Origin of the sequence: Nostoc sp. NZL (assembly GCF_015714705.1) — a bacterium.
In the GTDB taxonomy this organism is placed as follows: domain Bacteria; phylum Cyanobacteriota; class Cyanobacteriia; order Cyanobacteriales; family Nostocaceae; genus Nostoc; species Nostoc foliaceum_A.
Genome location: NZ_WBKL01000036.1, coordinates 51,738 through 78,303, shown reverse-complemented (window position 1 = coordinate 78,303; position 26,566 = coordinate 51,738). Strand labels below are relative to the sequence as shown.

The 26,566-nt window shown below is 41.7% G+C and carries 24 protein-coding genes; 14 read left to right on the top strand and 10 right to left on the bottom strand.

Annotated features, from left to right (window positions below; all coding sequences use genetic code 11):
* Nucleotides 1-257 precede the first annotated feature (257 nt).
* Nucleotides 258-983 carry a Uma2 family endonuclease gene (locus F8R90_RS05180; RefSeq protein ID WP_196509856.1) on the top strand — a complete coding sequence of 242 codons (726 nt, stop codon included), beginning with the start codon at nucleotides 258-260 and terminating at the stop codon, nucleotides 981-983.
* Nucleotides 984-1,044: 61 nt separating this feature from the next.
* Here the strand turns inward: F8R90_RS05180 and miaA are convergent, their stop codons facing one another.
* Nucleotides 1,045-1,947, bottom strand: coding sequence for a tRNA (adenosine(37)-N6)-dimethylallyltransferase MiaA (miaA, locus tag F8R90_RS05175; protein ID WP_196509855.1), 903 nt, complete (start codon nucleotides 1,945-1,947; stop codon nucleotides 1,045-1,047).
* Nucleotides 1,948-2,141: 194 nt separating this feature from the next.
* On the opposite strand from miaA, the gene gyrB reads away from it, so the two are divergent.
* The 3 genes from gyrB (at nucleotide 2,142) to rpoD (ending at nucleotide 7,689) form a co-directional block, all read left to right on the top strand.
* Nucleotides 2,142-4,079 (top strand): DNA topoisomerase (ATP-hydrolyzing) subunit B, encoded by a 1,938-nt coding sequence (gene gyrB / locus F8R90_RS05170; RefSeq protein ID WP_196509854.1) that lies wholly within the window; start codon nucleotides 2,142-2,144, stop codon nucleotides 4,077-4,079.
* A gap of 253 nt (nucleotides 4,080-4,332) precedes the next feature.
* The gene (locus F8R90_RS05165) at nucleotides 4,333-4,980 is read left to right on the top strand and encodes a fasciclin domain-containing protein (RefSeq protein WP_196509853.1); all 648 of its coding nucleotides are present in this window, start codon (nucleotides 4,333-4,335) and stop codon (nucleotides 4,978-4,980) included.
* 1,539 nt (nucleotides 4,981-6,519) lie between these two features.
* The gene (gene rpoD, locus F8R90_RS05160; RefSeq protein ID WP_012412585.1) at nucleotides 6,520-7,689 is read left to right on the top strand and encodes an RNA polymerase sigma factor RpoD; all 1,170 of its coding nucleotides are present in this window, start codon (nucleotides 6,520-6,522) and stop codon (nucleotides 7,687-7,689) included.
* 132 nt (nucleotides 7,690-7,821) lie between these two features.
* Here rpoD and F8R90_RS05155 read toward each other — a convergent pair whose 3' ends face one another.
* Both F8R90_RS05155 and gyrA read right to left on the bottom strand, forming a co-directional pair.
* Nucleotides 7,822-8,007, bottom strand: a complete 186-nt coding sequence (locus F8R90_RS05155) for a chlorophyll a/b-binding protein (RefSeq protein WP_196509852.1) — start codon at nucleotides 8,005-8,007, stop codon at nucleotides 7,822-7,824.
* Between the two features lie 600 nt (nucleotides 8,008-8,607).
* A complete protein-coding gene (gene gyrA, locus F8R90_RS05150; protein WP_196509851.1) occupies nucleotides 8,608-11,109 on the bottom strand; it encodes a DNA gyrase subunit A in 2,502 nt (833 codons plus the stop codon).
* Between the two features lie 326 nt (nucleotides 11,110-11,435).
* Here gyrA and F8R90_RS05145 point away from each other — a divergent pair, with 326 nt between their 5' ends.
* Nucleotides 11,436-11,840 carry a response regulator gene (locus tag F8R90_RS05145; RefSeq protein WP_109009404.1) on the top strand — a complete coding sequence of 135 codons (405 nt, stop codon included), beginning with the start codon at nucleotides 11,436-11,438 and terminating at the stop codon, nucleotides 11,838-11,840.
* A 200-nt stretch (nucleotides 11,841-12,040) separates the two neighbouring features.
* Here F8R90_RS05145 and F8R90_RS05140 read toward each other — a convergent pair whose 3' ends face one another.
* Entirely contained in the window at nucleotides 12,041-12,928 is an 888-nt protein-coding gene (locus F8R90_RS05140; protein WP_196509850.1) for a tetratricopeptide repeat protein, read from the bottom strand.
* Between the two features lie 145 nt (nucleotides 12,929-13,073).
* On the opposite strand from F8R90_RS05140, the gene F8R90_RS05135 reads away from it, so the two are divergent.
* From F8R90_RS05135 to F8R90_RS05105, 7 genes are all read left to right on the top strand, one after another.
* Nucleotides 13,074-13,700 carry a TetR/AcrR family transcriptional regulator gene (locus F8R90_RS05135; protein WP_196509849.1) on the top strand — a complete coding sequence of 209 codons (627 nt, stop codon included), beginning with the start codon at nucleotides 13,074-13,076 and terminating at the stop codon, nucleotides 13,698-13,700.
* A 261-nt stretch (nucleotides 13,701-13,961) separates the two neighbouring features.
* Nucleotides 13,962-14,501: a hypothetical protein gene (locus F8R90_RS05130; RefSeq protein ID WP_196509848.1), complete on the top strand. Its 540-nt coding sequence runs from the start codon at nucleotides 13,962-13,964 to the stop codon at nucleotides 14,499-14,501.
* 102 nt (nucleotides 14,502-14,603) lie between these two features.
* Nucleotides 14,604-16,184 (top strand): efflux RND transporter periplasmic adaptor subunit, encoded by a 1,581-nt coding sequence (locus tag F8R90_RS05125; protein ID WP_196509847.1) that lies wholly within the window; start codon nucleotides 14,604-14,606, stop codon nucleotides 16,182-16,184.
* A gap of 22 nt (nucleotides 16,185-16,206) precedes the next feature.
* Nucleotides 16,207-17,487, top strand: coding sequence for an ABC transporter permease (locus F8R90_RS05120; RefSeq protein WP_230966117.1), 1,281 nt, complete (start codon nucleotides 16,207-16,209; stop codon nucleotides 17,485-17,487).
* A 75-nt stretch (nucleotides 17,488-17,562) separates the two neighbouring features.
* On the top strand, nucleotides 17,563-18,234 hold the full coding sequence (locus tag F8R90_RS05115; protein WP_277926718.1) for an ABC transporter ATP-binding protein: 672 nt from the start codon (nucleotides 17,563-17,565) through the stop codon (nucleotides 18,232-18,234).
* Nucleotides 18,235-18,350: 116 nt separating this feature from the next.
* Nucleotides 18,351-19,787: a TolC family protein gene (locus tag F8R90_RS05110; protein ID WP_196509846.1), complete on the top strand. Its 1,437-nt coding sequence runs from the start codon at nucleotides 18,351-18,353 to the stop codon at nucleotides 19,785-19,787.
* 134 nt (nucleotides 19,788-19,921) lie between these two features.
* Nucleotides 19,922-20,698, top strand: coding sequence for a class I SAM-dependent methyltransferase (locus F8R90_RS05105; protein WP_230966116.1), 777 nt, complete (start codon nucleotides 19,922-19,924; stop codon nucleotides 20,696-20,698).
* Here the strand turns inward: F8R90_RS05105 and F8R90_RS32655 are convergent.
* Nucleotides 20,695-20,886, bottom strand: coding sequence for a hypothetical protein (locus tag F8R90_RS32655; RefSeq protein WP_230966115.1), 192 nt, complete (start codon nucleotides 20,884-20,886; stop codon nucleotides 20,695-20,697). The two genes, F8R90_RS05105 and F8R90_RS32655, sit on opposite strands and share 4 nt — an antisense overlap.
* 34 nt (nucleotides 20,887-20,920) lie before the next feature.
* Here F8R90_RS32655 and F8R90_RS05100 point away from each other — a divergent pair, with 34 nt between their 5' ends.
* Nucleotides 20,921-21,601, top strand: coding sequence for a Uma2 family endonuclease (locus F8R90_RS05100; protein ID WP_196509844.1), 681 nt, complete (start codon nucleotides 20,921-20,923; stop codon nucleotides 21,599-21,601).
* 158 nt (nucleotides 21,602-21,759) lie between these two features.
* On the opposite strand, the gene F8R90_RS05095 is transcribed toward F8R90_RS05100, so the two are convergent.
* Together F8R90_RS05095 and F8R90_RS05090 are read right to left on the bottom strand one after the other, a co-directional pair.
* Nucleotides 21,760-22,056 carry a hypothetical protein gene (locus tag F8R90_RS05095; RefSeq protein ID WP_196509843.1) on the bottom strand — a complete coding sequence of 99 codons (297 nt, stop codon included), beginning with the start codon at nucleotides 22,054-22,056 and terminating at the stop codon, nucleotides 21,760-21,762.
* A 28-nt stretch (nucleotides 22,057-22,084) separates the two neighbouring features.
* Nucleotides 22,085-22,552, bottom strand: coding sequence for a VOC family protein (locus F8R90_RS05090; RefSeq protein ID WP_196509842.1), 468 nt, complete (start codon nucleotides 22,550-22,552; stop codon nucleotides 22,085-22,087).
* A gap of 77 nt (nucleotides 22,553-22,629) precedes the next feature.
* Here F8R90_RS05090 and F8R90_RS05085 point away from each other — a divergent pair, with 77 nt between their 5' ends.
* On the top strand, nucleotides 22,630-23,088 hold the full coding sequence (locus F8R90_RS05085) for a DUF4385 domain-containing protein (RefSeq protein ID WP_196509841.1): 459 nt from the start codon (nucleotides 22,630-22,632) through the stop codon (nucleotides 23,086-23,088).
* 137 nt (nucleotides 23,089-23,225) lie between these two features.
* Here the strand turns inward: F8R90_RS05085 and F8R90_RS05080 are convergent, their stop codons facing one another.
* The 3 genes from F8R90_RS05080 to F8R90_RS05070 form a co-directional block, all read right to left on the bottom strand.
* The gene (locus tag F8R90_RS05080; RefSeq protein ID WP_196509840.1) at nucleotides 23,226-24,323 is read right to left on the bottom strand and encodes an AI-2E family transporter; all 1,098 of its coding nucleotides are present in this window, start codon (nucleotides 24,321-24,323) and stop codon (nucleotides 23,226-23,228) included.
* A gap of 119 nt (nucleotides 24,324-24,442) precedes the next feature.
* Nucleotides 24,443-25,876, bottom strand: a complete 1,434-nt coding sequence (locus F8R90_RS05075) for a bifunctional orotidine-5'-phosphate decarboxylase/orotate phosphoribosyltransferase (protein ID WP_196509839.1) — start codon at nucleotides 25,874-25,876, stop codon at nucleotides 24,443-24,445.
* A gap of 25 nt (nucleotides 25,877-25,901) precedes the next feature.
* A complete protein-coding gene (locus tag F8R90_RS05070; protein WP_196509838.1) occupies nucleotides 25,902-26,495 on the bottom strand; it encodes a cytochrome b/b6 domain-containing protein in 594 nt (197 codons plus the stop codon).
* Between the last annotated feature and the right edge of the window lie 71 nt (nucleotides 26,496-26,566).

Genomic DNA, 26,566 nt, shown 5'->3' with positions numbered 1-26,566 from the left:
AAAACCTTTAATCAATATCATAACCCGAAAAACGATGTAAATAAAGCACTTATATTTTTAACTATTTTAAGTAAAAGCATATATCAAATACCAGATCAGATAATATGTGAAAGTAAGATATATCGGATGCAAGCACATTATCTAAGCTAAATTCATATAAATATTAAACAAAAATGTCCCATATTAATCATATATACTCCTCTGCTTCAAAAAATAAACTAACCTAGAAATAATGCTCTTAAAGACTGGATAAAATCATGGTTCAGCAACTTCTAATCAATGATGATGATTACTATGTGCCAGATGCCAACCAGCTAGTCACTGAAGATGATATACCTGTGGATAATTTTGCATCTGCTAAACAACAACGCCTTTTAGTGAGTTCTCTTTACAGTTCTCTACAACATCAGACTTTTTTAGCTGAAGCTAATGTAGGCATTTACTACACAGACCTTCAGCCCCCTATTGTACCTGATGTCTTTCTCAGCTTAGATGTCCAAGTACCTGAAAAATGGTGGGAAAAACAAAATCGTTGTTATATGGTTTGGCGTTTTGGCAAATCTCCAGAAGTTGTACTCGAAATTGTCTCTAATAAAGAAGGTGATCAACTGGGCAAAAAGCTGCAAATTTATGAACATATGCGGGCTAGTTACTACATCATATACGACCCGAATCAGCAATTAGGAGAAAAAGTACTACGCGTTTATGAACTTAGGGGAAGGCGTTACTTTGAAACTTCAGAAACTTGGCTTGAACAAGTTGGTTTAGGCATAACTCTGTGGGAAGGTAAATTTGAAGGCAGACAGAATCATTGGTTACGCTGGTGCTACCAAGATAGTAATGTTCTACTGACTGGGGATGAACGCGCCGAACAAGAACAACAACGCGCCGAACAAGAACGACAACGCGCCGAACAAGCAGAACAACGCACCCAATTACTAGCAGATAGGCTACGGGCTATGGGCGTAGAACCCGACACTTAATAAAACACTTGCTGTAAAGACGCAAAGTTTTTTACGTCTTTGCATGAGTAAAAAAATCTCACTAACTCGTGCAACTTATAAACTTATTTATACGATGCCAAACCTTCTCTAATAAATCAGGATCATTCGCATCAAACCACTCAATTTTTGGATAGGCGCGAAACCAAGTGCGTTGTCGCTTGGCAAATTGTCGTGTATGCAAAACTATTAATTCTTTTGCTTCATTTAAGGAAATATCCCCAGCCAAATATTGCTTAATTTCTTGATAGCCCAAAGTATTCAACAAAGACAAATCAGCGCCATATTTTTGACAAAGATACTCCACTTCAGCGACGAAATTATCTGCTATCATTTTCTCAGTACGCTGTTTAATCCGAGCATCCAACTTTTCAACATCGCAATCTAAACCAATTTGCAAAATCGGATAATTCGGTGGATTCTCCCCTTGTTGTTCTGAAATGGGGCATCCGGTAACATAATATACCTCTAAAGCTCTTAAAGTTCGCACTGGATCATTAGCATGAATTTTTTGTGCAGCAACTGGATCAACTTGTTGTAACATTACGTAGAGTTGAGTTTGACCAAGAGATTCAAGCTGCGATCGCAATTCTGTTTGTGGTGCAACTCTAGGGATTTTCATCCCTTGGACAATGGAACGGATATATAAACCAGTCCCACCAACTAGCAACAGTGGTGTAACATCAACAGAAGCAATTAAGGCTTGTGTTTGTTCCTGGTAGTCTGCTACTGTCATCATGTCTATTGGATCGCAGATATCTATTAAATAGTGCGGCACCAATTTCTGTTCAGCCACACTTGGTTTCGCCGTCCCAATATCAAACTCACGATAAACTTGACGAGAATCAGCACTGAGAATTACAGAACTCAACTGCATCGCCAAAGCCAAAGCCAAACCCGACTTACCTGTTGCCGTCGCCCCACAAATCACAATTAATTTAGTCATTAGTCATTAGTCATTAGTCATTAGTTTTCTTCCCTTGCTCCTGTGCCCCTCTTCTACGGTACTGCAACCCCAGTATAAACTTCTCTTGAAAATGCCCTACAGACGCCAGCAAGGCTTTTGTGTTACAATTTTGGAGTGTTTTTACTTTTATTTGCCTTTAGGCGATTTCAACCCCACGCATCAGGAGAGTTTACATGACGAGCAGTTACAGTGCCGATCAGATTCAAGTTCTGGAAGGTCTGGAAGCCGTCCGCAAAAGACCAGGAATGTACATCGGTACCACTGGGCCGCGAGGACTCCACCATTTAGTTTACGAGGTGGTGGACAATTCAATCGATGAGGCTTTGGCGGGTCATTGCACTCATATAGAAGTGGATATCAACGCTGATGGTTCCGTGACTGTAACAGATGATGGTCGCGGTATTCCCGTCGATACTCACTCGCGCACCGGGAAATCGGCTTTGGAAACCGTGATGACGGTACTGCACGCCGGTGGTAAGTTTGGCGGCGGTGGCTACAAAGTTTCTGGAGGTTTGCACGGGGTTGGTATTTCTGTTGTTAATGCCCTATCTGAGGTTGTAGAAGTTACAGTTTGGCGAGATAAAAAAGTTCATCTCCAACGCTATGAACGGGGTATCCCAGTTAGTGAACTGCAAGTAAAGCCTTACAAAGAAGCTAGAACTGGAACTTCTGTCACCTTTAAGCCAGATACTCAAATCTTTACAACTAGCATTGAGTTTGATTACATCACTTTATCAGGTCGCCTACGGGAATTGGCGTATCTGAATGCAGGTGTCAAAATTACCTTTACTGACCACCGTCTAGAACTACTAAAAAGCGATACACCGAAAGTAGAATCCTACAATTATAAGGGTGGTATTAAAGAATATATCGCCTACATGAACCGCGAGAAGCAGCCGCTGCATGAAGAAATTATCTATGTGCAGGGAGAACGCAACAACGTACAAGTGGAAGTTTCTTTGCAATGGTGTACTGATGCTTACACGGATAATGTTCTAGGTTTTGCTAACAATATTCGCACGGTGGATGGTGGTACGCACTTAGAAGGATTGAAGGCGGTTTTGACTCGGACATTAAATGCGATCGCTCGCAAGCGCAATAAAATTAAAGAGAATGAACCTAACCTCAGTGGCGAACACGTTCGCGAAGGTTTGACTGCGGTAATTTCCGTTAAAGTCCCAGATCCAGAATTTGAAGGACAAACTAAGACTAAACTTGGTAACACCGAAGTTCGAGGAATTGTTGATTCTTTGGTGGGAGAAGTTCTCACCGAGTACCTAGAATTTCATCCTGCCATAGCAGACTCAATTTTAGATAAAGCTATCCAAGCTTTCAAAGCCGCAGAAGCAGCCCGTCATGCACGGGAATTAGTGCGACGCAAATCTGTACTGGAATCTTCGCCATTACCTGGTAAATTGGCAGATTGTAGTTCTCGTGACCCCAGCGAATCTGAGATATTTATCGTAGAAGGGGACTCAGCCGGTGGAAGTGCTAAACAAGGACGCGATCGCCGGACTCAAGCTATCTTGCCTCTACGTGGTAAAATTCTCAATATTGAAAAAACCGACGATGCCAAAATCTATAAAAATAACGAAGTTCAAGCGTTAATTACAGCACTTGGTTTAGGTGTCAAAGGTGATGAATTCGATTCCACCCAACTGCGTTATCACCGCATAGTCATCATGACTGACGCTGACGTAGATGGAGCGCACATCCGAACTTTGTTGTTAACATTCTTCTATCGATATCAACGGGCACTGATCGAACAAGGCTTTATTTATATTGCTTGTCCCCCATTGTTTAAAGTAGAACGGGGACGTAATCATGAGTACTGCTATAGCGATCGCGAAAAAAATCAAGCGATCGCCAAATTTCCTGCTAATGCCAACTATACCATCCAACGCTTCAAAGGTTTGGGTGAAATGATGCCACAACAACTCTGGGACACCACAATGAACCCAGAAACCCGCAAAATGAAGCAAGTCGAAATTGAGGACGCTGCCGAAGCTGATCGCATCTTCACAATTTTAATGGGCGATCGCGTCGCACCCAGACGAGAATTCATCGAAACCTATGGTTCTAAATTGAACTTCACTGATTTAGATATCTAATATCAATTCCCTGCTACTACTCTAAGAATTTTTGACAAAGGTAATGGGTAATAGGTTTTCACCCATTACCTTTTTTATATCCAAAATTGCTATAAAAAATACCTCTTTTGGTTGATGACAAACTAGGAAATAGATAAGTTTTTGTATTAATATTTTTCAGACTACAAACTATGTCGTTAGATGAGTGACTATATCCATAAATTCATTAACTATTGTTAATAATTCCCTATTTAATTGGATTCGACACAAAGCTATGAAAGCGAGCAAAGGCATAGTACGAAAAGCATTGTTCAATATTATTGGCATAGGTAGTTTGGTTGCTCTGTCTGCCTGCGCTCAACCTGTCACAGAAACTCCCACCGCAACTGTTCCTCCCGTTGCCCAAACCCCCATAACAACTGTCCCTCCCGTCACGCCAACTCCTAACAGCACAACTGCAACCCAAAATTTAGCAGAACTGGCAAAGTCCGCAGCTAGTCAAGGACAGTTTAAAACTCTCATCCAAGCAGTGCAAGCTGCGGGCTTAACTGAACAATTGGTTGCACCAGGCCCTTACACAGTATTTGCTCCTACTGACGCCGCTTTCTCTGCTTTACCAAAAGCTACTTTAGACCAACTCTTACAGCCAGCAAACAAACAACAATTAGTCAGGCTTCTGGCCTACCACGTTATACCTGGGGGAATTACCTCCCAACAATTGACATCTGGACAAGTTAAAACAGTTGAGGGTAATCCCGTTAAAATCACGGTTGATCGTGCCAGCAACTCAATCACAGTCAACAACGCTAAAGTGACTCAGCCAGACATCCCAGCTAGCAATGGCATCGTTCATGTAGTTGACCAGGTACTTCTGCCACCTAATTTTCCCGCAAGTTTAAACACCACCCCAACACCACGGTAGTTCAAGCATTGCTCATAGTTTCCAGCTTTAGCTAGGGGTAGACTTGAAAGGCACCCTGGCTTTTAACTAGACGCTAACAATCAATTAAAAAAATTTAGGTTGACCTACTACTTGTGTGGTAGGTCAGTGCTACATAACTACAAAAATTCTAAATTTTTCAGTTAGCAAACATACATATAATTTGCCTCTTGTCAACATTTTACAAAAGTTCAATCTTCTAGTGTTAGCTAAACTACCAACTTTTTTGGAAATTTAGTTAAGATAATAATCTTTGCAGTGACTGGTTGATTCATTTCGCCCACCACCTAAAAACACATTTGTTATGCTTTAAGAAAATAACTGAATCTCATCTATCAAACAGCAATTAATAAGTATCTTGAGGATTTCTCATAATAAGATGACAGAAGCTTACCGAAATAAAAGTATTGAAATTTACAACATACTTACGCAAGCAAAGTTTGTAACCAAATCATCAGACAATCTTCTGGGTTCTCTTTGTTCGAGGTAATGCCTACTGGAAGCAGACACCAACTGGCAGCAAACTTGTTAATATCTTCATGTACTGCCGTGGCGATCGCTATTGTATCGTATGTATCTAATGAACTTTTGCCTTAAATAAGACTATACTGGCGAGTTCGCAGGACAAATTGTTTTTGAATTGATTAAAATATCCTTGTATACAATAAGAAAAGTTTGTCAAGTTTCATAGGGCTGAAATCGCCACAGTGCGCTAACGTGTGAATAAGACCGAATTAGTTCAACCTAAATTGATCTGCTATCAGGTCGATTCCGCCCCAGCCTCAACTCCTCAGTTAAGGTAATTAGTCCGCGGAAGGTTAACTGCTTTAAGGCAAGCACCACCACCCTTGTTGTATTTACCCAAGGTCAAGACCCGGTTTAGTCTAAGGAATGCGTAATTTGTGAAGCAAATGTAAAAATGGGTAGATTAAGACGAATTGTCTGAGTTAACATAAAATGCACCCTTCCTAAGTAATTAATGTTGTGTAAAATACATGAAATTCGGCAAAAGCAAACGTACTTACTTTGTAATGTAATAAGCAGGTCACTGCAATTCCGAAAAGTGGAGAAAAATTTAAGGGTATAACTCCCGTTTTTAATATCTTTTTGGTAATAGTGGCTAATAATTGCTTTAGAAGATCATGATTAATACACAAAAAGAGTGCAATTTCTGTGAAACAGGCTACAATCGGAAGAGTCTTTATAGGAAAATCTGCCAACAGTCTGAATTCATTAGTATAGAGTGGCAAATTTTTTGATAAAGGCGAGTCTTTTTTTTGACCAGTTAGTTGAAAGCAGTGTGTGATAGCAACACATATAACATTTACTAAGACGAGCAAGTCACTTTTAGTAATGGCTTAAACTAAAGTAAAAAACCCTCCAACTGGAGGTTTAAAACGCCCGAAAATATATCTGGCAAATTTGCCAAAAAGATTATTTTCGGTTGACAAATAGCTCGTTTAAAAGAGCAGTAAACACATCTTGAGTAATTGATTCTGCAAGGAGCATGAGGAACGCGGCATGAACCAGGCTAACAACGTACTCGAAAGCATATATCAGCCTGACCTAGAAATAATGAATCAGCCTGAGCTCGAGTTAGAAGAACTCTTAATAGACGATGAAGAGGACTTGCTGATCATCGATGAAGGTGACGATGAATTTTTAGAGCCTCAGTCTGATGAGGACGACGCAAAGTCTGGAAAAGCCGCTAAATCGCGTCGTCGGACACAAAGCAAGAAAAAGCACTATACCGAAGATTCAATTCGGCTTTACTTGCAAGAAATTGGTAGAATTCGTCTGTTGCGGGCAGACGAAGAAATTGAATTGGCGCGGAAAATAGCCGATTTACTGGAATTAGAGAGAGTGCGGGAAAGACTCTCAGAACAGTTGGATCGCGACCCTCGAGATAGCGAATGGGCAGAAGCAGTACAACTGCCACTACCAGCTTTTCGTTATCGCCTCCATGTTGGTCGCAGGGCGAAAGACAAGATGGTGCAATCTAACCTCCGTCTTGTAGTTTCAATTGCTAAGAAGTACATGAATCGTGGTTTGTCGTTCCAGGACTTAATTCAGGAAGGCAGTCTCGGTTTGATTCGTGCCGCTGAAAAGTTTGACCACGAAAAAGGTTATAAGTTTTCTACATACGCTACATGGTGGATTCGTCAAGCAATTACCCGCGCGATCGCAGATCAATCCCGCACAATTCGCCTTCCAGTTCACCTCTACGAAACCATTTCTCGGATTAAGAAAACTACCAAGTTACTGTCTCAAGAAATGGGTCGTAAACCAACTGAAGAAGAAATCGCTACTCGGATGGAAATGACCATTGAGAAGTTGCGTTTTATTGCTAAGTCTGCCCAGTTGCCCATTTCATTAGAAACGCCTATTGGTAAAGAAGAAGATTCTCGATTGGGCGATTTTATTGAATCCGATGGTGAAACGCCAGAAGACCAAGTTTCCAAAAATCTTCTGCGCGAAGACCTCGAAAAAGTCCTTGACAGTCTCAGTCCTCGTGAACGCGATGTTCTCAGACTGCGTTACGGCTTGGACGATGGTCGGATGAAGACCCTTGAAGAAATCGGGCAGATTTTCAACGTTACCCGCGAACGCATTCGTCAAATTGAGGCGAAGGCACTCCGCAAGTTACGCCATCCAAATCGTAACAGCGTTCTCAAGGAATATATTCGGTAGTCAATAGTAATTAGTCATTAGTGAATAAACAAAGCACAACTGACAAATGACAAATAAAAAACCTGGTAGTGAATTAGCACTCCAGGTTTTTTTATTTATAGGTCATCTATAGGTCATCTTAGATATTAAAACTTACAGGATGCCCCAAAAGTGTAGAAAGCCTTGTCCAGAAAAAACCTCAACCAAAATGGCTGCTGAAAAGCCGATCATTGCCAAACGACCGTTCCAAATTTCTGCTTGTGGGGTAAAGCCCCAGCGCCAAGCGTTGCGATCTTCAATTACAGAAGTAGTAACTTTTGTTGTGGTTGCATTTGTCATGGCTGAGACTCCAAACTGAATTTTTAAGGTTTATTGCCTTATGTAAACTAATATAACAAATATTTTTATAAAGGCAACATTATTTATACTTTTGTTTCCATACCTTGACATAAACAGAGATAGCTATTTATACAGATTAAAACATCAGCCTTCAGTTAGATTTACTGAGTGTTACATGAATTTTTATCGTCAGAGACAATCTTATTTTTATTGAGAGCAATTATAAAATATTGATTTGTATTGCTTTATTTTCAATAAGTTTGTTATTTTGCGATGAAAAATTAGAGATATGTATAGTCAAAAATACTTAAAAATATGGATGAAACAAAAGTTTTGCATTTTGTTTCATAGGTGGATGGCAATACGGTTCGGTTAAGAGAAGAGACGGCGATTTATCGCGTTTTTGTGATCTATGATTTTCATCAAAAAACCTTGTCCGAACCGTATTGAGGTGGATGGTGCTTATTTAAGTACCATCCACCTCAATATTTTCTGCCGCCAATTCGGGAGGCGGCAGCCTCTAAAAAGGCATTCCCAGCCGGAGACTGGGAACGAGGTAAACCTAGAAGAATACCTACAAGAATAGAAACTCACCTTGATTTACGATCGCACTTCGGCAACGGTAATGATTTTTTCATCGCGGTTGAGTTGGATAATGCTTTCACCTTTGACATCTCTACCTAAGAGTGGCACTGTTTCCACAGGGATTCGCACTACCCGTTCCTTATTCGTCACTAAGGCTACCTCGCCAGATGCAATCGCTATGACCATACCAGCTAGGTTGTCAGTTTTACTGGCAAATTTCAGCGCTTGCGTGCCTAAATCACCGCGATTAGCCGCTCTCAACTGACTCGCAGCCATCCGCTTGGCATATCCTTCTTGAGTAACTAGCAGCAGTTGGTCATCTTTACCGACAGTGACACAGCCAACCATTTGCTGATTTTTCAATAACCGAAATGCTTGTAAACCCATCGCGGTGCGACCCATGATCGGTAATTGTTCATCATTGACTGCAAAGCGCAACACTCGCCCACCTGAACTAGCTAAAATCAGATGCTCCTCTGGAGCGGTGAACTGGGTAAATGACAATTCATCATCGTCTTTGAGCTTCAAAATGGTGATTCCGCGTCGAGTCAAGTTAGTAAATTCTCCCAGAGACAGACGCTTAATCCGTCCCTGTTTTGTTAGGAGAATCATCTGCTTAGTTTCGAGATTTTCCGGCAGTAAAAAGCGGCTGACCACAGCTTCTTGAGCACCTTGAGCAGTACTACTGAGCATAGTAATCAAAGGTTTTCCCCGTGGAGAACGTCCAGTGGTTGGAGGAATTTCTCCCACCTTCACAGGATAGACTTTGCCACCACCGGTTAGTATTAGCAGGTCTTTTTCTGTGTCAGTTAAAACAGTTTGGATAATGAAGTCATTATCATGCAAACCATTTTCACCTTTTGACTTTCTTCCAGATGGCTGGGTGCGACGGACATAACCTCGTTGAGTAAATTCTAAAACCGCTTCCTCTGCCGGTTCAGAAGATTTAAGTTCCTCTTCTTCCTCTACTCCTTGTCTTTTTTTACCCTTGTCCTCTTGTATTCTTGTATCAGTGCTGGTAGGCGCTAGCTTAGTACGCCGGGGATCGCTGTACTTGCGCTTGAGCGATCGCAAATCTTTTTTCAGCGCCTTGAGCAATTCCCGGCGATCGTTCAGTAACCGCTCCAACAAGCCAATTTGTTCACTTAGCTGCTCAAATTCCTGCTGCAAATTTTGCTGTTCTAAACTGGTGAGACGACGCAACGGCATAGCCAGAATTGCATCTCCTTGTACCTCACTCAAATCTAGTCGGCTACAAAGGTTAATTTTTGCCGTACTCCCATCGGGAGCTTGCCGCAAAATTTCAATTACTTGATCCAAATTAGATAGTGCTTTGAGTAAACCTTCCACCAAATGCACACGACTTTGGGCCTTCCCCAACTCGTAATTGTAGCGACGGTTGAGCGTCTCTTCTCGGAAACTCAAAAACTCTTGCAACAGTTGACGCAAACTTAACTGGCGGGGTTGTCCATTCACTATTGCTAAAAGAATCGCCCCAAAAGTCATTTGCAAAGCAGTTTGGTGATACAAATGCTGGAGAACTTCTTGGGGATTCGTATCGCGTTTGAGTTCAATTACCACCCGCATCCCTTCGCGATCGCTCTCATCCCGAAGATCAGAAATTCCTTGCAAGCGTCCTTGATTTACTAAGTCCGCTACCTTCTCAATCCAGGCAGCCTTATTCACTTGATATGGCAATTCTGTAATGATAATTGCCGTCCGTCGCTTGCTTCCCCTCGCGGCTGGAATTTCCTCCAGAGTTGCGACTCCCCGCACTAGAATTCCACCTTTACCTGTGGTGTATGCTTCCCGAATTCCCGTCTCACCAACTATTTCTCCACCAGTGGGAAAGTCTGGCCCTGGAATTAGTTCAAATAATTTTTCATCTGGCAAATCTGGGTTGTCGATTAAGGCAATTAACCCATCGACAACTTCCCCCAAGTTGTGCGGTGGAACATTCGTTGCCATTCCCACGGCAATACCAGAACAGCCATTGAGTAACAGAAACGGCAATTGAGCAGGTAGCACCGTTGGTTCTTGCTGGGAATTATCAAAGTTCCCGACAAATTCCACAGTCTCTTCGCCAATTTCTGTCAGCATTCCCTCATGACTGATGGGTGCGAGGCGCGTTTCTGTGTAGCGCATAGCCGCTGGCGGGTCATTATCGACGCTGCCAAAGTTACCGTGTCCTGCTAGTAAAGGATAGCGGCTAGAAAAATCCTGCACCAGCCTGACTAAAGCATCGTAAACTGATTGGTCGCCGTGAGGATGGTATTTACCCAACACATCACCCACTACACGGGCACATTTTCGATAGGGTCTATCTGGTACTAAACCGAGTTCGTGCATTGCATACAAAATGCGACGATGCACTGGTTTTAAGCCATCACGCACGTCTGGTAGCGCTCGCCCGACAATCACGCTCATGGCATATTCTAGATAAGACCGTTGCATCTCGGTGTGCAGGGCTGTTGTAATTACCTGTCCCGTTGAGAGAAGGTTTAACTGTTTTGCCATGAGTTTTTTCCCTGAAATTTAACTACACTAAAGCCGGCGGAACTCAATATTGCAGCAACCACAGCATAACGGATGAAATGGGATTCCTAACAAAATATTGATAGTCATAAAAGAAAAAGCAGTAGTATCATCCTTGATGACAAGGATGTACATTCACTATTAAAAAGGAAACAGATAGCAGGTAGCTGTTTTAATCAAATGATAATCTGCTGCACACTTAATTTGTATAGACTCCATAGCCAGGATACTTGCCATGACTGCACTTTCTCATTTTGAATTTTGAATTGCCTAATCCCCTTACCTCTACCTCTATAACTAAAATTCTCATGAAAACTGTTTTAATTGTCGAAGACGATCTAATTAATGCTCGTGTTTTTTCCAAAATTTTGTCCAAGCGTGGCGGCTTGGGTGTGAAACACACTGAAAATGTCGAAGAAGTAATAAAAATTGCCCAATCAGGAGAAGCCGACCTGATTCTGATGGATGTTTCTCTGTCTAGAAGCGTTTACCAAGGTAAATCTGTTGATGGAATCAAAATTACACAAATGTTAAAATCTGATCCAAAAACAGCAAATTTACCTGTTATTTTGGTGACGGCACATGCTATGGAAGGCGATCGCGAAAATTTTCTCAAGCAAAGCGGCGCTGATGGCTACATTTCTAAACCAGTTGTTGACCATCAACAGTTTGTTGACCAAATCATCGCACTTTTACCCACAGACGACCATTGAGAATTGACGACTTATTTCAGGAATACTCGCCCGCAAACGTTTTTGGGCGACTACTTCCTGTGTTGATTTAGTATAGATGTACTACGAAAAGGTACCATTAGGCAAGTGGTAATACAAAAGTTATGAGTTATGAGTGCTGAGTTATGAGTTGAAATATTTACTTTTAACTCCTAACTCCAAACTCGTAACTCCTAACTTTATTATTGGGTAGGCTGTTTTTCAGGGGCTGATAATGAGTTTGCTGGTTGCTGTAGGGCTGCTTGAATACGGGGTAATTCTAGGAATTTTTTCGTATCAGACAGTAGGCGATCGCCCCAGAGATTTTCTTTGAGAAAATCCAAATTAGCATAGCGCGAATCGATGCGGAGTGCGGTTTCTCCCAAGGTTAATCCTTGTTGGCGATCACCTTTAGTATATAGTGCCACTGCCAAGGCCAATAAAGGTTCTGCGGCTTGTTTATCAATCGTTACAGCAGATTGCCATTGCTTAATTGCTCCGGGGATATCACCCTGTTCGTAGTTGATTAAGCCAATATTGTTGAGCGCTGGCCAGAATTTTTTATCTTGAGAAACTGCTGTATTGTACTGTGCGATCGCATCTGGCAATCGACCCAGCAGAAAGTAAGCATTACCCAAATTAAACAACCCTTCTGGATCATTGGGTTTTAACTTCAAACCATCTTGGTAATTGACAACAGCTGCTTGGTAATTTTTTTGCTGAAAATTAGCTGAACCCAAAGCAAACAAAATATCACCATTTTTGGGGTTGATAGATTGTGCTTTTTTCAGGCTAGCGATCGCCCCGTCAAACTCTTTAGTTTGTAGTTGCAATCCACCTAAGAGCAACCACACTTTATCATTCTTAGGAGCCAGTTGACTAGCCAGCCGCGCTCGTGGCAAAGCTAATTCAACCTGTTGAAACTGAGCCAGTTGAGCCGCCTCTTGTGCCAAGCTCAACCCCTGTTTTTCTAACTTTGTACCATCTAGTTGCAGTGTATGGGGTATTAATGCCTGCGCGTTAGCGGCTTTTGGCATACTCCACAAACTACAAACCATTAGAAAAGAAATCAAACGAACATGTTTAGGCACACTACCGCCTTTAAGCCACTAATCAAAGAATCTTTCAGCTAGCTTAAACGATCTCCGCTGTTGACGGCAGCAAAATCTTACGTCATTAGTTCTTGACATCCCCATAATAAAAACAATATATTAATAAGTAATCACTTACTTATTTATGGCTCGTATACCCAGAATCACCAATCAGCAAATCTTAGAAGCAGCCCGTCAAGTTTTCTTACAACAAGGATTTGGTGCTTCAACCTTAGAAATTGCTCAACAGGCTGGTATTTCTGAAGCTTCAATTTTCAAGCGATTCTCAACGAAAGAAGAATTATTTTTTGCAGCGATGGGAATTCCAGAAAAACCACTGTGGGTGAACGAGTTGGAATCTCTTTGTGGCAAAGGCAATCTCAAAGAAAACCTAATCAATATTTGTCTCCAGATTATGGAATTCCATCGTGAGGTGCTGCCTCTAATCATGATGCTGCGATCGCGAGGCAATGCGCTCCCACAACTTGGAGGTAAAGAACCAGGGCCGATGCGAGATGTCAAAGTACTGACTGCTTTCCTAGAGCATGAGATCAACCAAGGCCGGCTTCGCCCTTGCGATCCCCAGACAGTGGCTCATGTCTTACTAGGATCGCTGATGAACTACGTTTTCTTAGAGCAGATATCGTCTCAAGTCAGTACATCAACTACCGAATTACTATTAAATTCTGGAGATCGTGCCACAGAAGTATCACTATTTGTCCAGAGTCTTGTGGATATTGTCTGGCAAGGAATTGCACCAAGCCAGGATTAAATCAAAGGGGTTAGGTATTTATTGGGAATTAATTATTCTCCCTTACCCCCTCTGCTTCCCACTCCCCATTAAAAAAATTGGTGACTTTGGTCATACATCAGCGTGGAATTACTAGTGACTTTCGTCATACATCGGTTTGAACTTTTTGATCAATAATTATTATGTATGAATTTATACGATGAGGTAAATATTAAACACTTTGATGTGCTGAATTCAAACCTCAGCAAAATAGAACTTTAATGCAAATAAGGAGTCAATTCTATGTTGAAACCAAACCGTGTATCAATAGTCTTAGCTGCTGCTGCTGCTGCCCTGATCATTGTCCCTACTATCTTGACTGCGCCTGCAAGTGCCCAGACGAAAGTCTATGTTGTTGGCGATCGCGATCAAAATTGGGATCGCGACGGCAGACGCAACTATAGAGAAGGTAGAAACCCCAGAGACAGGGGTAATTGGAACCGCAACGGCAGACCCTATCCTGGAAGCCAGGGTAATTGGAACCGCAACGGCAGACCCTATCCCGGAGAAGTCAGAAACCCTGGAAACCGGGGCAATTGGAACCGTGACAACCAACCCTATAGCAGAGTCGTCAGACTTGGTAATGGTGACATCAGATATCCCAACGGGCAAATTATTCCTGCTAGATCCATAGTCAGACTGCGTAATCAAGGTTATTTCAGACTTCCCAACGGGGACATTCTTCTTCCCAATCAGGAAATTGTTCCATCTGGGAGATTAGTGAGAGTGCGTGATGATTACTTCAGACTTCCTAGTGGATTGGTACTGCAAATAAACCTTTAAAACACCAAAAACTCAAAATTATTGTCAGTATAGGGCTACCAGGCTATAGTTTTAGCCGTGAATAACTAGCTCGGTAGCCGTTCTTTATAGACAAATTTAGATATGAAAATTGATACATCAGATACAGTAGATTCACCATTTTTAGTTCCAGAGGTAAAGAAAAAAAAGGGCAGACGTAATTGGCTCTCTTGGCTAATTGCCCTTTGCCTTTTGGGGGGAATTGGCTATGCAGTTTATTACCAAGTAGCCGTTGTTTCCCGCCAAGAAGCCAGAGGCCGGGTGCTGACAAGACCTGTACAAAGGCAGAGTTTAACAATGACAGTTTCAGCGAACGGAACGGTAAAGCCTGAGCGGTCAATCAACCTCAGCCCGAAAAATTCAGGCATCTTGAAAACACTGCTGGCAAAGGAAGGGGATCTCGTTAAACAAGGACAGATTGTCGCTTACATGGATGATTCCAACCTGCGAGGGCAACTCACCTCTGCTCAAGGACAATTGGCACAAGCCGAGGCAAATCTGCAAAAGGCGATCGCAGGTAATCGCCCTCAAGATATTGCTCAAGCCCAAGGTGTATTAGACGAAGCCCAGGCGAATCTGCAAAAGGTACAAGCAGGCAATCGCTCTCAAGATATTGCCCAAGCACGGGCACGCTTGCAAAGCGCTCAAGCCTCCCTTCGCCAAGCAGAAGATGATTTGGTTCGTAATCAGCAACTTTACAATGCAGGCGGTATTTCCCTTCAGACTCTTAACCAAAACCGTGCCAATCGTGACAGCGCTCAAGCTAGTGTAAATGAAGCACAGCAAGCACTGGCTCTGCAACAAGCCGGGTCACGTCCAGAAGATATTGAACAAGCACGAGCTGTGGTGAAGCAGAGGCAGCAAGCTTTGGCACTTGTGAAAGCCGGAACGCGTCAAGAAGATATTGACGCAGCCCGCGCCCAGGTAACATCTGCTCGCGGTTCGCTGCAAAACATCCAAGCCGAAATCAATGACACGATTATTCGCGCACCTTTTGATGGTGTGGTGACAAAGAAGTTTGCTGATCCAGGCGCTTTCGTGACACCCACAACTGCCAGTAGTGAAGTAGCTTCTTCTTCTTCTTCTTCAATCTTGTCTCTAGCTTCAACCAATGAAGTTGTCGCAAGTTTAGCGGAAACAAATATTTCCAGAATCAGCCTTGGTCAAAAAGTTTCGATTAAAGCAGATGCCTACCCAGGAAAAACCTTTGAAGGTAAAGTCAGTCAAATCGCTGCCCAAGCAATAGTAGAGCAAAACGTCACCAGTTTTGAAGTGAGAGTATCACTTTCAGACCCTCAAAGGCTACTCCGATCTGGAATGAATGTGGAAGTAGATTTTCAAGTCGGCCAAGTTGAAAATGTTCTAGTAGTACCAACGGCCTCAGTGGTGCGCCAAAACAATGCCACAGGTGTGTTTGTGGCTGGAGTTGATAACAAACCTGTGTTTACTCGCATTGAGACTGGCGTTACCGCGAATAACTTTACCGAAGTTAAGTCTGGATTGACAGGAAACGAGAGAGTATTACTCAGTTTCCCACCAGGATCACGTCCGCAATCAACACCACGAGGAGGAGTTTTTCCTGGTCTAGGAGGAGGCGGAGGATCTGGAGGCGGAGGAAGAGGAGCCGGTGGCGGCGGAGGTCGTTCAGGCGGTGGTTCCCCTTAAAGTTAGTTGTAAATAAAACCTTATGTTTAAAATATTTAGCGGCTTTTATAAAGCTAAGAATACCCGCACAGTACCGTTGTTGGAAATTTTGACAATGGCGGCAGAGACTCTGTGGAGTAACAAATTACGCACAGGTTTAACGATGTTGGGCGTGATTATTGGAATTTCTTCAGTCATTGCGATTACTTCTGTCGGTCAGGGAGTGCAAAAGGGGGTTGAGCAACAGATACAAGCATTGGGTACAGATGTGATCCAAATCTTGGCGGGTGCGGCAAGAAGCGGTAATGTCCGTCAAGGAGTCGGTTCTAGCAGTACTTTGACTTGGGAAGATGCAAAGGCGATTGCTACACAAGCGCCATCAGCACAGATGGTTTCTGCTTATCTCCAACGGAGTGCTCAAGTTGTATATGGGGGACAGAATACCTCAACAACCATTTATGGCACAGATTTGAACTACCCAGAAGTCAGAAATACCCATCCCCAACAAGGAAGATATTTTACTCAAGAAGAACTAGATACTGTCGCACAGGTAGCTATTCTTGGCCCTACAGTCCAAAGAACACTTTTTGGACAGAGTGCCAATGTCATCGGCGAGAGAATTCGCATTCAGGGAGAGGCTTATGAAGTGATTGGGGTGATGGAACCTAAAGGTTCTCAGGGGCCGATGGATCGAGATGACCAGATTTTCATTCCTTTAACTAGTATGTCGAAGAGACTAGTTGGGAACAATGCCCTCGTAGGCGTTTCTGTAAATGGAATTTTAGTCAAAGGTGCTAATCAGGAGCAATTAGAAGCCGCTCAGTTTCAAGTCACCAATCTCTTACGGTTGCGTCACAACATTTATCCGCCACAAGCCGATGATTTTCGGCTGACCAATCAAGCTGATATTGTTAGTACCTTCACTAATGTTGTGGGTTTGTTTACAGTAATGGTGGTAGCGATCGCTGGAATTTCGTTAGTGGTTGGTGGAATCGGTATTGCCAACATTATGCTGGTTTCCGTAGTTGAGCGGACGCGAGAAATCGGGATTCGCAAAGCCGTAGGGGCAACCAATTCTGCAATCTTGAATCAATTTTTAGCTGAAGCGATCGTAATTTCCATTGCTGGTGGAGGTATTGGGATGGCCACTGGCGTTTTATTAGCCTTTATAGCTGCAAGCACTTTCAAATTTCCCTTCGTCATTTCTTTCTTGTCGATCATTGCTGGGTTTGGACTCTCATTGAGCGTTGGCTTACTGGCTGGGGTGATTCCAGCACGGAACGCATCTAAATTAGATCCAATCACTGCTTTAAGAAGCGACTAAATAATTCGTAATTCGTAATTCGTAATTCGTAATTCGTAATTCTTGTACAGACACGATTAATCGCGTCTCTCTACTATGCCAACAATGATCTGGATGGAATCTATTACTAAAACTTACTACTTGGGAGAAGTTAGTGTTCCAATTCTTAAGGGAATTGAACTCTCCATTGAAGAAGGGGAATATGTCTCGATTATGGGTGCGTCAGGTTCGGGGAAATCCACGCTCATGAATATTTTGGGATGTCTAGATCGCCCTACGACTGGAGACTATATTTTTGAAGGCAGAAACCTAACGACTTTTGATGATGATGAATTAGCCTATATTCGCAACCAAAGGATAGGTTTTGTTTTCCAACAATTTAACCTATTGGCGCGAGCGACAGCGCTGGAAAACGTTATGTTGCCAATGGTTTACGCTAATTTACCCAAACCAAAACGCCGTCAAAGGGCATTAGAAGCCTTGGAAAAGGTAGGACTAGAGGGACGCATATCTAACCGCCCTAGTCAACTATCTGGGGGACAACAACAACGGGTAGCGATCGCTCGCGCTTTGGTCAACCGACCTGCATTAGTTTTGGCAGATGAGCCAACAGGAGCTTTAGATACTGAAACTTCCCATGAGGTGATGAGTTTGCTGACAGAACTTAATGACCAAGGGATCACGATTGTGATTGTCACTCATGAACCAGATATCGCGGCTCAAACCAAAAGGATTATTCGAGTTCAAGATGGCTTGATTGTAGGCTAATTTGTTAATATCAACCCTTAGAGGGGGAATTTAAGACTTAAATTTCTGTAGGTTAATCAGGATAAAAACTCTTGATATATCCTCAAAGAAACCTAATTAATGACTACATCTAGATTATGAATTTCAGCTTATTATTTGTGCATTATACCTGGGTGAGCGTAGCGTTGGCGGTAGCTTTGCCGTCAAGCATCGCTATTCTTTTTCCAACTTTAGCAAGTGCAGCAACTCCCCCAAAACCCCAGAATTCCTCAAGCCCTGTACAGGTTCCCGATTACCTCAACCCCAATCCCAATCCTCTGCAATTTCCTACCAAACCGCAGGAAGTAAAGATTCAGGGAACTGTGCCAATCAGTTTGGCACAAGCTTTAGAACTGGCAAAACGCAACAATCGAGACTTACAGGTAGCCATATTAGAGCTAGAACGCAGTCGCTCGTCGCTACGCGAGTCTCAAGCTGCTTTATTTCCTACTCTTGGTATTAACAGTAGTTTGACTAACAGTGGTAATGGTTTTACTAGCAGTTCATCTCCAGCCAGCACCTCTTTCAATGGTTCAGCACAACTGAATTATGACCTCTATACTTCTGGGAACCGACAAGCTACTATCCAAGCCGCAAAGGAACAGCTAAGGATAGATGAATTAGATGTTGAGAGTACATCTTTGGAAATCGAACTGAATGTCACAACTGAGTATTACGATTTGCTAGAAGCAGATGAACAAGCACGAATTAATCAGTCTGCCGTGGATAATGCCCAGGCTAGTTTGCGGGATACTCAAGCGAGAGAACAGGCTGGAGTGGGTACGCGGTTCGATGTGCTGCAAGCTCAGGTGAATTTAGCAAACGCCCAACAAGAACTGACTAATGCTATCTCACAGCAAGAAATCGCCCGTCGTCGGTTAGCAACTCGGTTAAGTTTGGCACAGTCGGTTAATATCACTGCGGCAGATCCGGTACAATTAGCCGGTCTTTGGCAGCCAACAGTAGAAGAAACTATTGTGCTAGCTCTTCAAAATCGTCCAGAATTGCAACAGCAATTAGCACAACGTAACATTGGTGAGCAACAGCGACGACAAGCACTTTCACAGCTAGGCCCACAAATTAGTTTGGTAGGTAACTACAACTTGCTAGATCGGTATGATGATGGTGTCAGCATTACTGATGGCTATTCAGTGGGAATTCAAGGAAATCTCAGTTTGTTTGATGGGGGAGCAGCAAGAGCAAGGGCGGCTCAGTCGAGAGCTAATATTGCGATCGCAGAGACTCAATTTGGTAGCCAGCGCGACCTAATTCGCTTTGATGTAGAACAGTACTATTCTCAATTGCAAGCCAATTTAAATAATGTGCAGACTTCTAGCGTGGCTTTAAATCAAGCCAGAGAAGCTCTGAATTTAGCAAGGCTGAGGTTCCAAGCTGGTGTGGGCACTCAAACAGAGGTGATCTCTGCTGAAAATGACCTGACAAGAGCAGAAGGTAATCGAGTCACAGCTATTTTGGATTACAATCGCGCTCTAGCTAATTTGCAAAGATCAGTCACTTCCAGGGCTTCGCGCTAAGGTCAAATTAATAAATAAATTCAAGCTACTCGACGTTTTTGGGTAGAAACGGGTTGGCATCCCCCACAATTTGATCCACATCAAGAATTAAGATGAATGGGTATAACTGAAATTTTATTAAAATACAAAAAAAGATGAGTTATAACCACAAGCTTAAAATCTTACCTTTTATAGTAATTTTCCTGTTAATGCTTGAATGCTTGCTGGTTAACCCAACTGCCATAGCAAGAGCAGATTCTTCATCCACCACAGTTTACGAACAACGGATAATCCATAGTCCAGATGGTATTGGCAAATACTACATGGGGCGAGAAATTGCCAAAGTTATGGGATATACAGGCGCAGGCTGGCTAGAACGACAAAGCCGAGAGGTGGAGGAACAGCCAAGTAAAATAGTCAGCCTCCTTAACCTTAAATCTAACGATGTAGTAGCAGATATTGGCGCTGGTACAGGTTACTTGAGCTTTCGCATTGCGCCGTTATTAACAAGAGGTAAAGTCTTGGCTGTAGATGTTCAGCCAGAAATGTTAGAAATCATTGAGTTGTTCAAAAAAGAGAAAAATATCACCAATGTTGAGCCTGTTTTAGCAACCCTTAGTAACCCCAACTTACCATCTGAAAGTATCGATTTGGCGTTGATGGTAGATGCTTACCATGAACTTGAGTATCCCCAAGAAGTGATGGAAGGAATTGTGAAAGGACTTAAAGCAGGTGGTCGGGTAGTGCTAGTTGAGTATCGGGGTGAAAATCCCTTTATTATGATTAAACGTCTGCATAAGATGACTCAAAAGCAAGTCCGTAAAGAAATGCAAGCGGTTGGTTTGGTTTGGCGTGAAACCAAAAACTTGTTACCCCAACAGCATTTAATGGTATTTGAGAAGCCTAATTCTAACGCAATACAGTTCAGTTAAGCATTTCTTTCTTCTCTTTCTTCTCTTTCTTCTCTTCCTTTGCGCCCTTTGCGTCCTTTGCGGTTCGTTAAAAAATTGACTTTGGTTGACAAAGAGTTAAGCCTTAACCCAAGCGTATTGAATTCTAACGATTCTTTGACAAGATGAGACTTGGGCAGTAGATCACAAAAAAATATGTACCAAGTCATAATAAAGTAAGACTCCTTGCCAGAGCAGAAAATCATGGTCAACCTATCACTCAAGCAGCGAATTCCTCCTTTAGAGAATGGCGATCGCCTCACTCGCTACGAATTTGAGCGACGCTATCAAGCAATGCCCCGTCATCAAAAGGCAGAATTAATTGAAGGAGTTGTATACTTGGCATCCCCTTTACGCTTTGAAAGTCATGCTGAACCACATGGTCATCTAATAGGCTGGTTGTGGACTTACCAAATTGCCACTCCTAGTGTGAGATTAGGAATTGAGCCAACAGTCCGCTTAGATCGAGACAATGAACCGCAACCTGATGGGGTGCTATTAATAACACCAGCAGCTAGAGGACAATCTCGTTTTAGTGATGATGATTACATCGAAGGTGCGCCAGAACTCGTAATAGAGATAGCAGCTAGCAGCGTTGCTATTGATTTACATGACAAGAAAAAAGTCTATGGTCGTAATGGGGTAAAAGAATACATTATTTGGCAAGTATTTGAAAATAAATTAAATTGGTTTAGCCTGCAACAAGGAGAATATGTGTCCTTAGAAGTGGACGCAGATGGAATTATCAAAAGTCAAGTATTTCCTGGTTTGTGGTTATCAATGTCGGATTTACTTGCTGGCAATATGCAGCAAGTATTAGCTGTGTTGCAGTTGGGATTAAATTCGCCAGAACATCAAATATTCGTACAGCAGTTGTCTGATTAATTCGTAATTCGTAATTCGTAATTCGTAATTCGTAATTTACTAAGAGAAGATAGGTAGCTACTCTTAAATAAGGAATAATTTTTTATTATCTCCTTGAATGAATTTGGTTACTCTAGACTATTAATTACGAATTATTCGGTTACAGCAATTTTTTAGCATCAGTCTATTTTTTGGGGAATGAGACTGGCACTTTTGGTTGCACTATCCCAAACAATCCAGCTAATAGAATTATCTAAATCATCGGGGCTATTGGAAACTTTGAAATATAGCTTTTCTAAGCCTTTAGTTTCAATTGCAAAGTCGGCATTTTGAGCATAAACAACTATAAAACCTTTGTCTCGCAAACAATACATCGCCCAGGCTTTCAATGATTGCTTGTATGGTTCGTGTGGAATTGGCGGTTTTGTGATTGTGTCTTCAATTACTTTAAATATTTGCGTGATTTTTGTGGACATAGTAGATACTTTTGTTATTACCCCTAAGTTAACTGGCTTCTGGATCGCAACGAATTTCAATCATAAAGCCATCTGGATCGTAAAAATACACTCCTCTACCAGTAGGACGAGTGACTGGGCCATGTGCGATCGCTATTTTATTTTCTCTGATTACTGTCACCGCTTGCTCAAATAACTGCGGATCTATATCAAAAGCCAGATGGTATGCTCTGGTGAAAGTCTTCTCTGGATTGGGATCTGGTGGTGATAATTCTGGTTCCCCAAATAAATCCAGAATTGTACCATCCGGGGTGATGAAGTTTGCTACTTTTCCAGAAGCAACAAGTTCCACAAGGGTTGCGGGTACTTCGTCGCCTGTCAGTTCATGCAAACCCAGGATTGTGCCATAAAAGTAACGGGAAGCTTGCATATCCTGGACGTTGAGGGCAATGTGATGAACTTTACGCAGATTTCCTGGCGCAAGGACACTGTTCACAGATTGGGTGCTAGATAGCATAGTAGAACAAAATCTCTTTACTAGGATAGAAGTTGAACTTTTTCTTAAAGTTTACTATTCCTAAATAAAAATCTATCATGCCATTTGATTATTCTTTAGACTTTAAAAATATTGATTTTCGCCAACATCCTGAACTCTATCGTGTTGGCAAGGGTGAGCAGGGTGTACTTTTGGTTGAACCATACAAGTCAGAAATTCTTCCCTACTGGCGGTTCAAAACTCCTGATATTGCTAGAGAGTCAAGTGAAAAAATCTACGAGATGTTTCTTATTTATCTAGAACAAGATGATTTTGTCGGAGCGGATATGGCACGAAAGTTTATCCAAATGGGTTATACTCGCTCTCGTCGTTATGCTAATCATAAAAGCGGCAGAAAATACAAACAGGATTCGCAAAAAGAGATTTTACCCTATGAAGTAGACCCTGTTAAAGCTGAATCAGCAGCAATATTTAAAATCAAATGGATGCAAGCAAAAACAAACGAGAAATATCAAGAGCTTTTAGCCAGACATAAGCAGAGATATGAAATAGACTAGCTGTCTGTCAAGTTTAAAGTTATTTTTGCGATCATCTCCGTTGTGACTTGATTTTTTTTATTATGCTGAAAAGCGGGCAATTCTACAGGGCATTGTAATTCTAAATTACCTTGTCCCGCTACCCCCTCGCAAATTAATCATGATGCTGATTCCTCTGCTAACAATTTTGATGCTGCATCACCATCAACAGGTTGATCGAAACCACTAGGTTTAGAAAAACCATCTGCTACATCTTTGATAAAACCAGCTACAGGTACAGCTATTAGCAAACCCAAGACTCCACCAACATTGGTTCCTACAAGTAAAGCAACTAACACCCATATTGGTCTAAGTCCAGTAAATTTGCCTAAAAGTCGTGGTGCGATCGCCTGATCAATTAACTGGTCAATGACAACAGCTACCGCAAAAACCTTCACTGCTAGCCAAAAGTCATGTGTGGCTATTATTAAAGTTATTACAACAAGACTGACAACATCGCCAAAGGGAATTAAGCTCAAAAGCCCAACTCCCAAACCGAAGAGTAAAGCAAACTGGACTTGAAAAGCTAAAAACAATAATGTTAGTGAAACTCCCATCAGCAAAGCCAAACTTCCCTGACCAATCAAGTAATTTTGGAAGTTTTGCTGAATTGACTGGCTTACCCGTTGAGGTAAACTCCCAGGTAACTTTTTAAATATTGCCTCCCAAATTCTTGGCCCATCTAACAACAGATAAAAAGTTAGAACCACTATGATTAATGCCTCAGAAATACTATCAATCGTATCTCTGATAATGCTTAAAAGTTTATCTGAAACAAACTCTATCTCATTGGGTAATTGGTCAGTAATTTGTGTTAATAAATGACTCAAATTTACATTTATTTTGTGCCTTAAAAACCAATCGTTTAAAATTTTAAGTTTTTCTTCGCTAGAATCAATCCATTGGGGAAGAACTTTAGCCATTTCATTAAACTGCTCTAAAACAATAGGAACTAAAGTAATACCCAGAGCAATAATAATTACCAATGCTAATATAAATACTAATGATACTGCATAGCTGCGTTTAACTCCCCGTTGTTGGAGAATCGAAACAGGATAGTTTAAAACGAATGCAAGCAAAATAGCCAAGACAAGTATTGTTCCGACAGGTTGAAAAGTTTTAAAAAGTAAAAATGCTAGCCAACCATTGAGAAATACTAGAGGAAATAGCAGCGTAAAAATTAACCATTTAAGTAGTTGATTGAGTGAAAAATTCATAATTAATTTAAAAATCAAAATTATTCTAGTGACTAGATTGAACCTGGGGACTAAAGATGAATAAGAGGACGTAGATGATGAAAATCTTTCCCCATTCCCAATTTTCGTTTATTTGAGTACTAACTTTCATTAAAAGCTAAAAATTGCTCCTCATTTATTCGTCCAGCTTGATATAGAGTATTCGTAATTTCCGAAAGAGTTAAAACCGCATGACCGCGATAACCATTTTGCTGTAATTTATCTTTTACTCCTTGTTCATGGTCGATAAATACTACAATATCATTAACATTTAATCCTGCGGATTCTAACTTTTTTGCCCCTTCCATGACACTTTTACCGCTGATGAGAATATCGTCAACCACCACAATCGTTTCGCCGGGATGAAAGTTACCCTCAATTACTCTCCGAGTTCCGTGTGCCTTCACCTCTTTACGAGGGAAAATCATCGGACAATTAAGGCGCAAAGCTAAACCGGTAGCAGTAGGCAAAGAACCGTAGGGAATACCTGCTAACCTATCAAAATGGAGATTCTTCAAAATATCCTCATAGGCTGTGAGAACTTGATTAAAAACCTGAGGATTGGAAATAATTTTGCGTAAGTCAATGTAATAAGGAAATATAGCTCCTGATGCTTGGACAAAGCTGCCAAACATAATGCAATCAATATCATAAAGTTGTAAAATCAAATCCTGTTGTGGGTGCTGATTTAGCAAACAAACATCAGGAAACCACACAGAACATGTAGAATTTTCGTGAATAATTTCAGTTTTTATTTGATTAATTTCTGCGCGTAAAGACTGGACTTCTTCAGATAGCTGTGTGTTTCCCAACATATCTTGAGGAACAGGAATCAGCAAACCATCACCGTTAGCATTCAAACCTGCTTCTAAAATTGGTTTCAGGTTTCCACTCTTCGCCCAGATGCTACGCGCCATAATAATTCGTTCAGGCGCGATCGCTCGAATAAGTGCTAAAACTTCAGGATTTGTAGTTCCCACTTCCAAACCCAATTGTTCTGGAGTTCCCCAAGTTTTGGATTCTTTTACTACCTGTAAATAAAGGGGCGATTCGTTTGTAGGATATTGCTGTAAAGTTTCTGCACCTAGATTAGAAGTACAGCATAAAATAAACACCGCTTTATCAGGATAGACCAAAAAAGGTGCTACATGATCTTGTCCTGTATAGGGACTGAGAGTGATTGCATCCACCTGCCATTCTGTAAACACAGTTCGAGCAAAAATGGTACTAGTATTTAAGTCACTGTGTTTAGCATCTAAAATAACTGGGATGTGGGATGGGATTGCTGCTAAAGTTTTGTACAGCAGTTCTAAACCGGGAATACCTAATGCTTGGTAAAAGCCAAGTGTCGGTTTATATGCACAAACGAAATCAGAAGTTTCAGTAATAATGAATTGTAACCATTTCTCCAAACCAGTGATGAGTTCTTCAGATTCATAACGCACAGGCATCATCTCTGGATTTGGATCAAGTCCTACAAACAGTAAGCTTTGATTTTGCAAGATATTACGATTCAATTTATCAAAAAAGTTCATATTTTTGTGAAAAAAAGATTATTTATCAAAACATTGATTCTGTTAATTCAGTACCACCAGCTTTCCGCCCTAACCGAGAGTGAATCACTGCAAATAAGATAACCATCGGCACTGAGGCAAAGTGAACGATTCGCAATGCTTGCCAACTGCCAAACAGATCCACAATCCAGGGAAATTGGGCAGGTTTATACATTCCTATTCCTGTAAATAACGCCAGCAGCAAAATAGGAATAATTGCTGTATAGGCAATCCGATGCCAAGCATAAATTAGACGCTTGGAATTTTGACTTTTTTGTAATGCTTTCAAGTCATTGGCACCAACAAACCGATGTCGCCAACGCCGGGTAATTAAAACGTAAATTCCATACCACAGGAGATTCAGGGAAAATAGCCACATTGCTGCAAAATGCCAGTGTCTACCTCCAGCAAGCCAACCTCCTAAGGTAAATATCGGAGGAATGTGCAAACCTGCACGCCCACCAAAAACAGGGTTGGCGTTGTAAATTTGTAGTCCACTGGTGAGCATGATAAATAAACTAATGATGTTACAGGAGTGGAAAATTTTGGCTCCTATTGCTTGAGTGGGTAGCTTTCGAGTTTGGGAGGGGGTCAAATTCATAGATTTGGACTGATAAAATTTGCTGTTTATCTGTCTTGGGTGAATGGCCTAGCAAGTTTGGAGATGGGCAT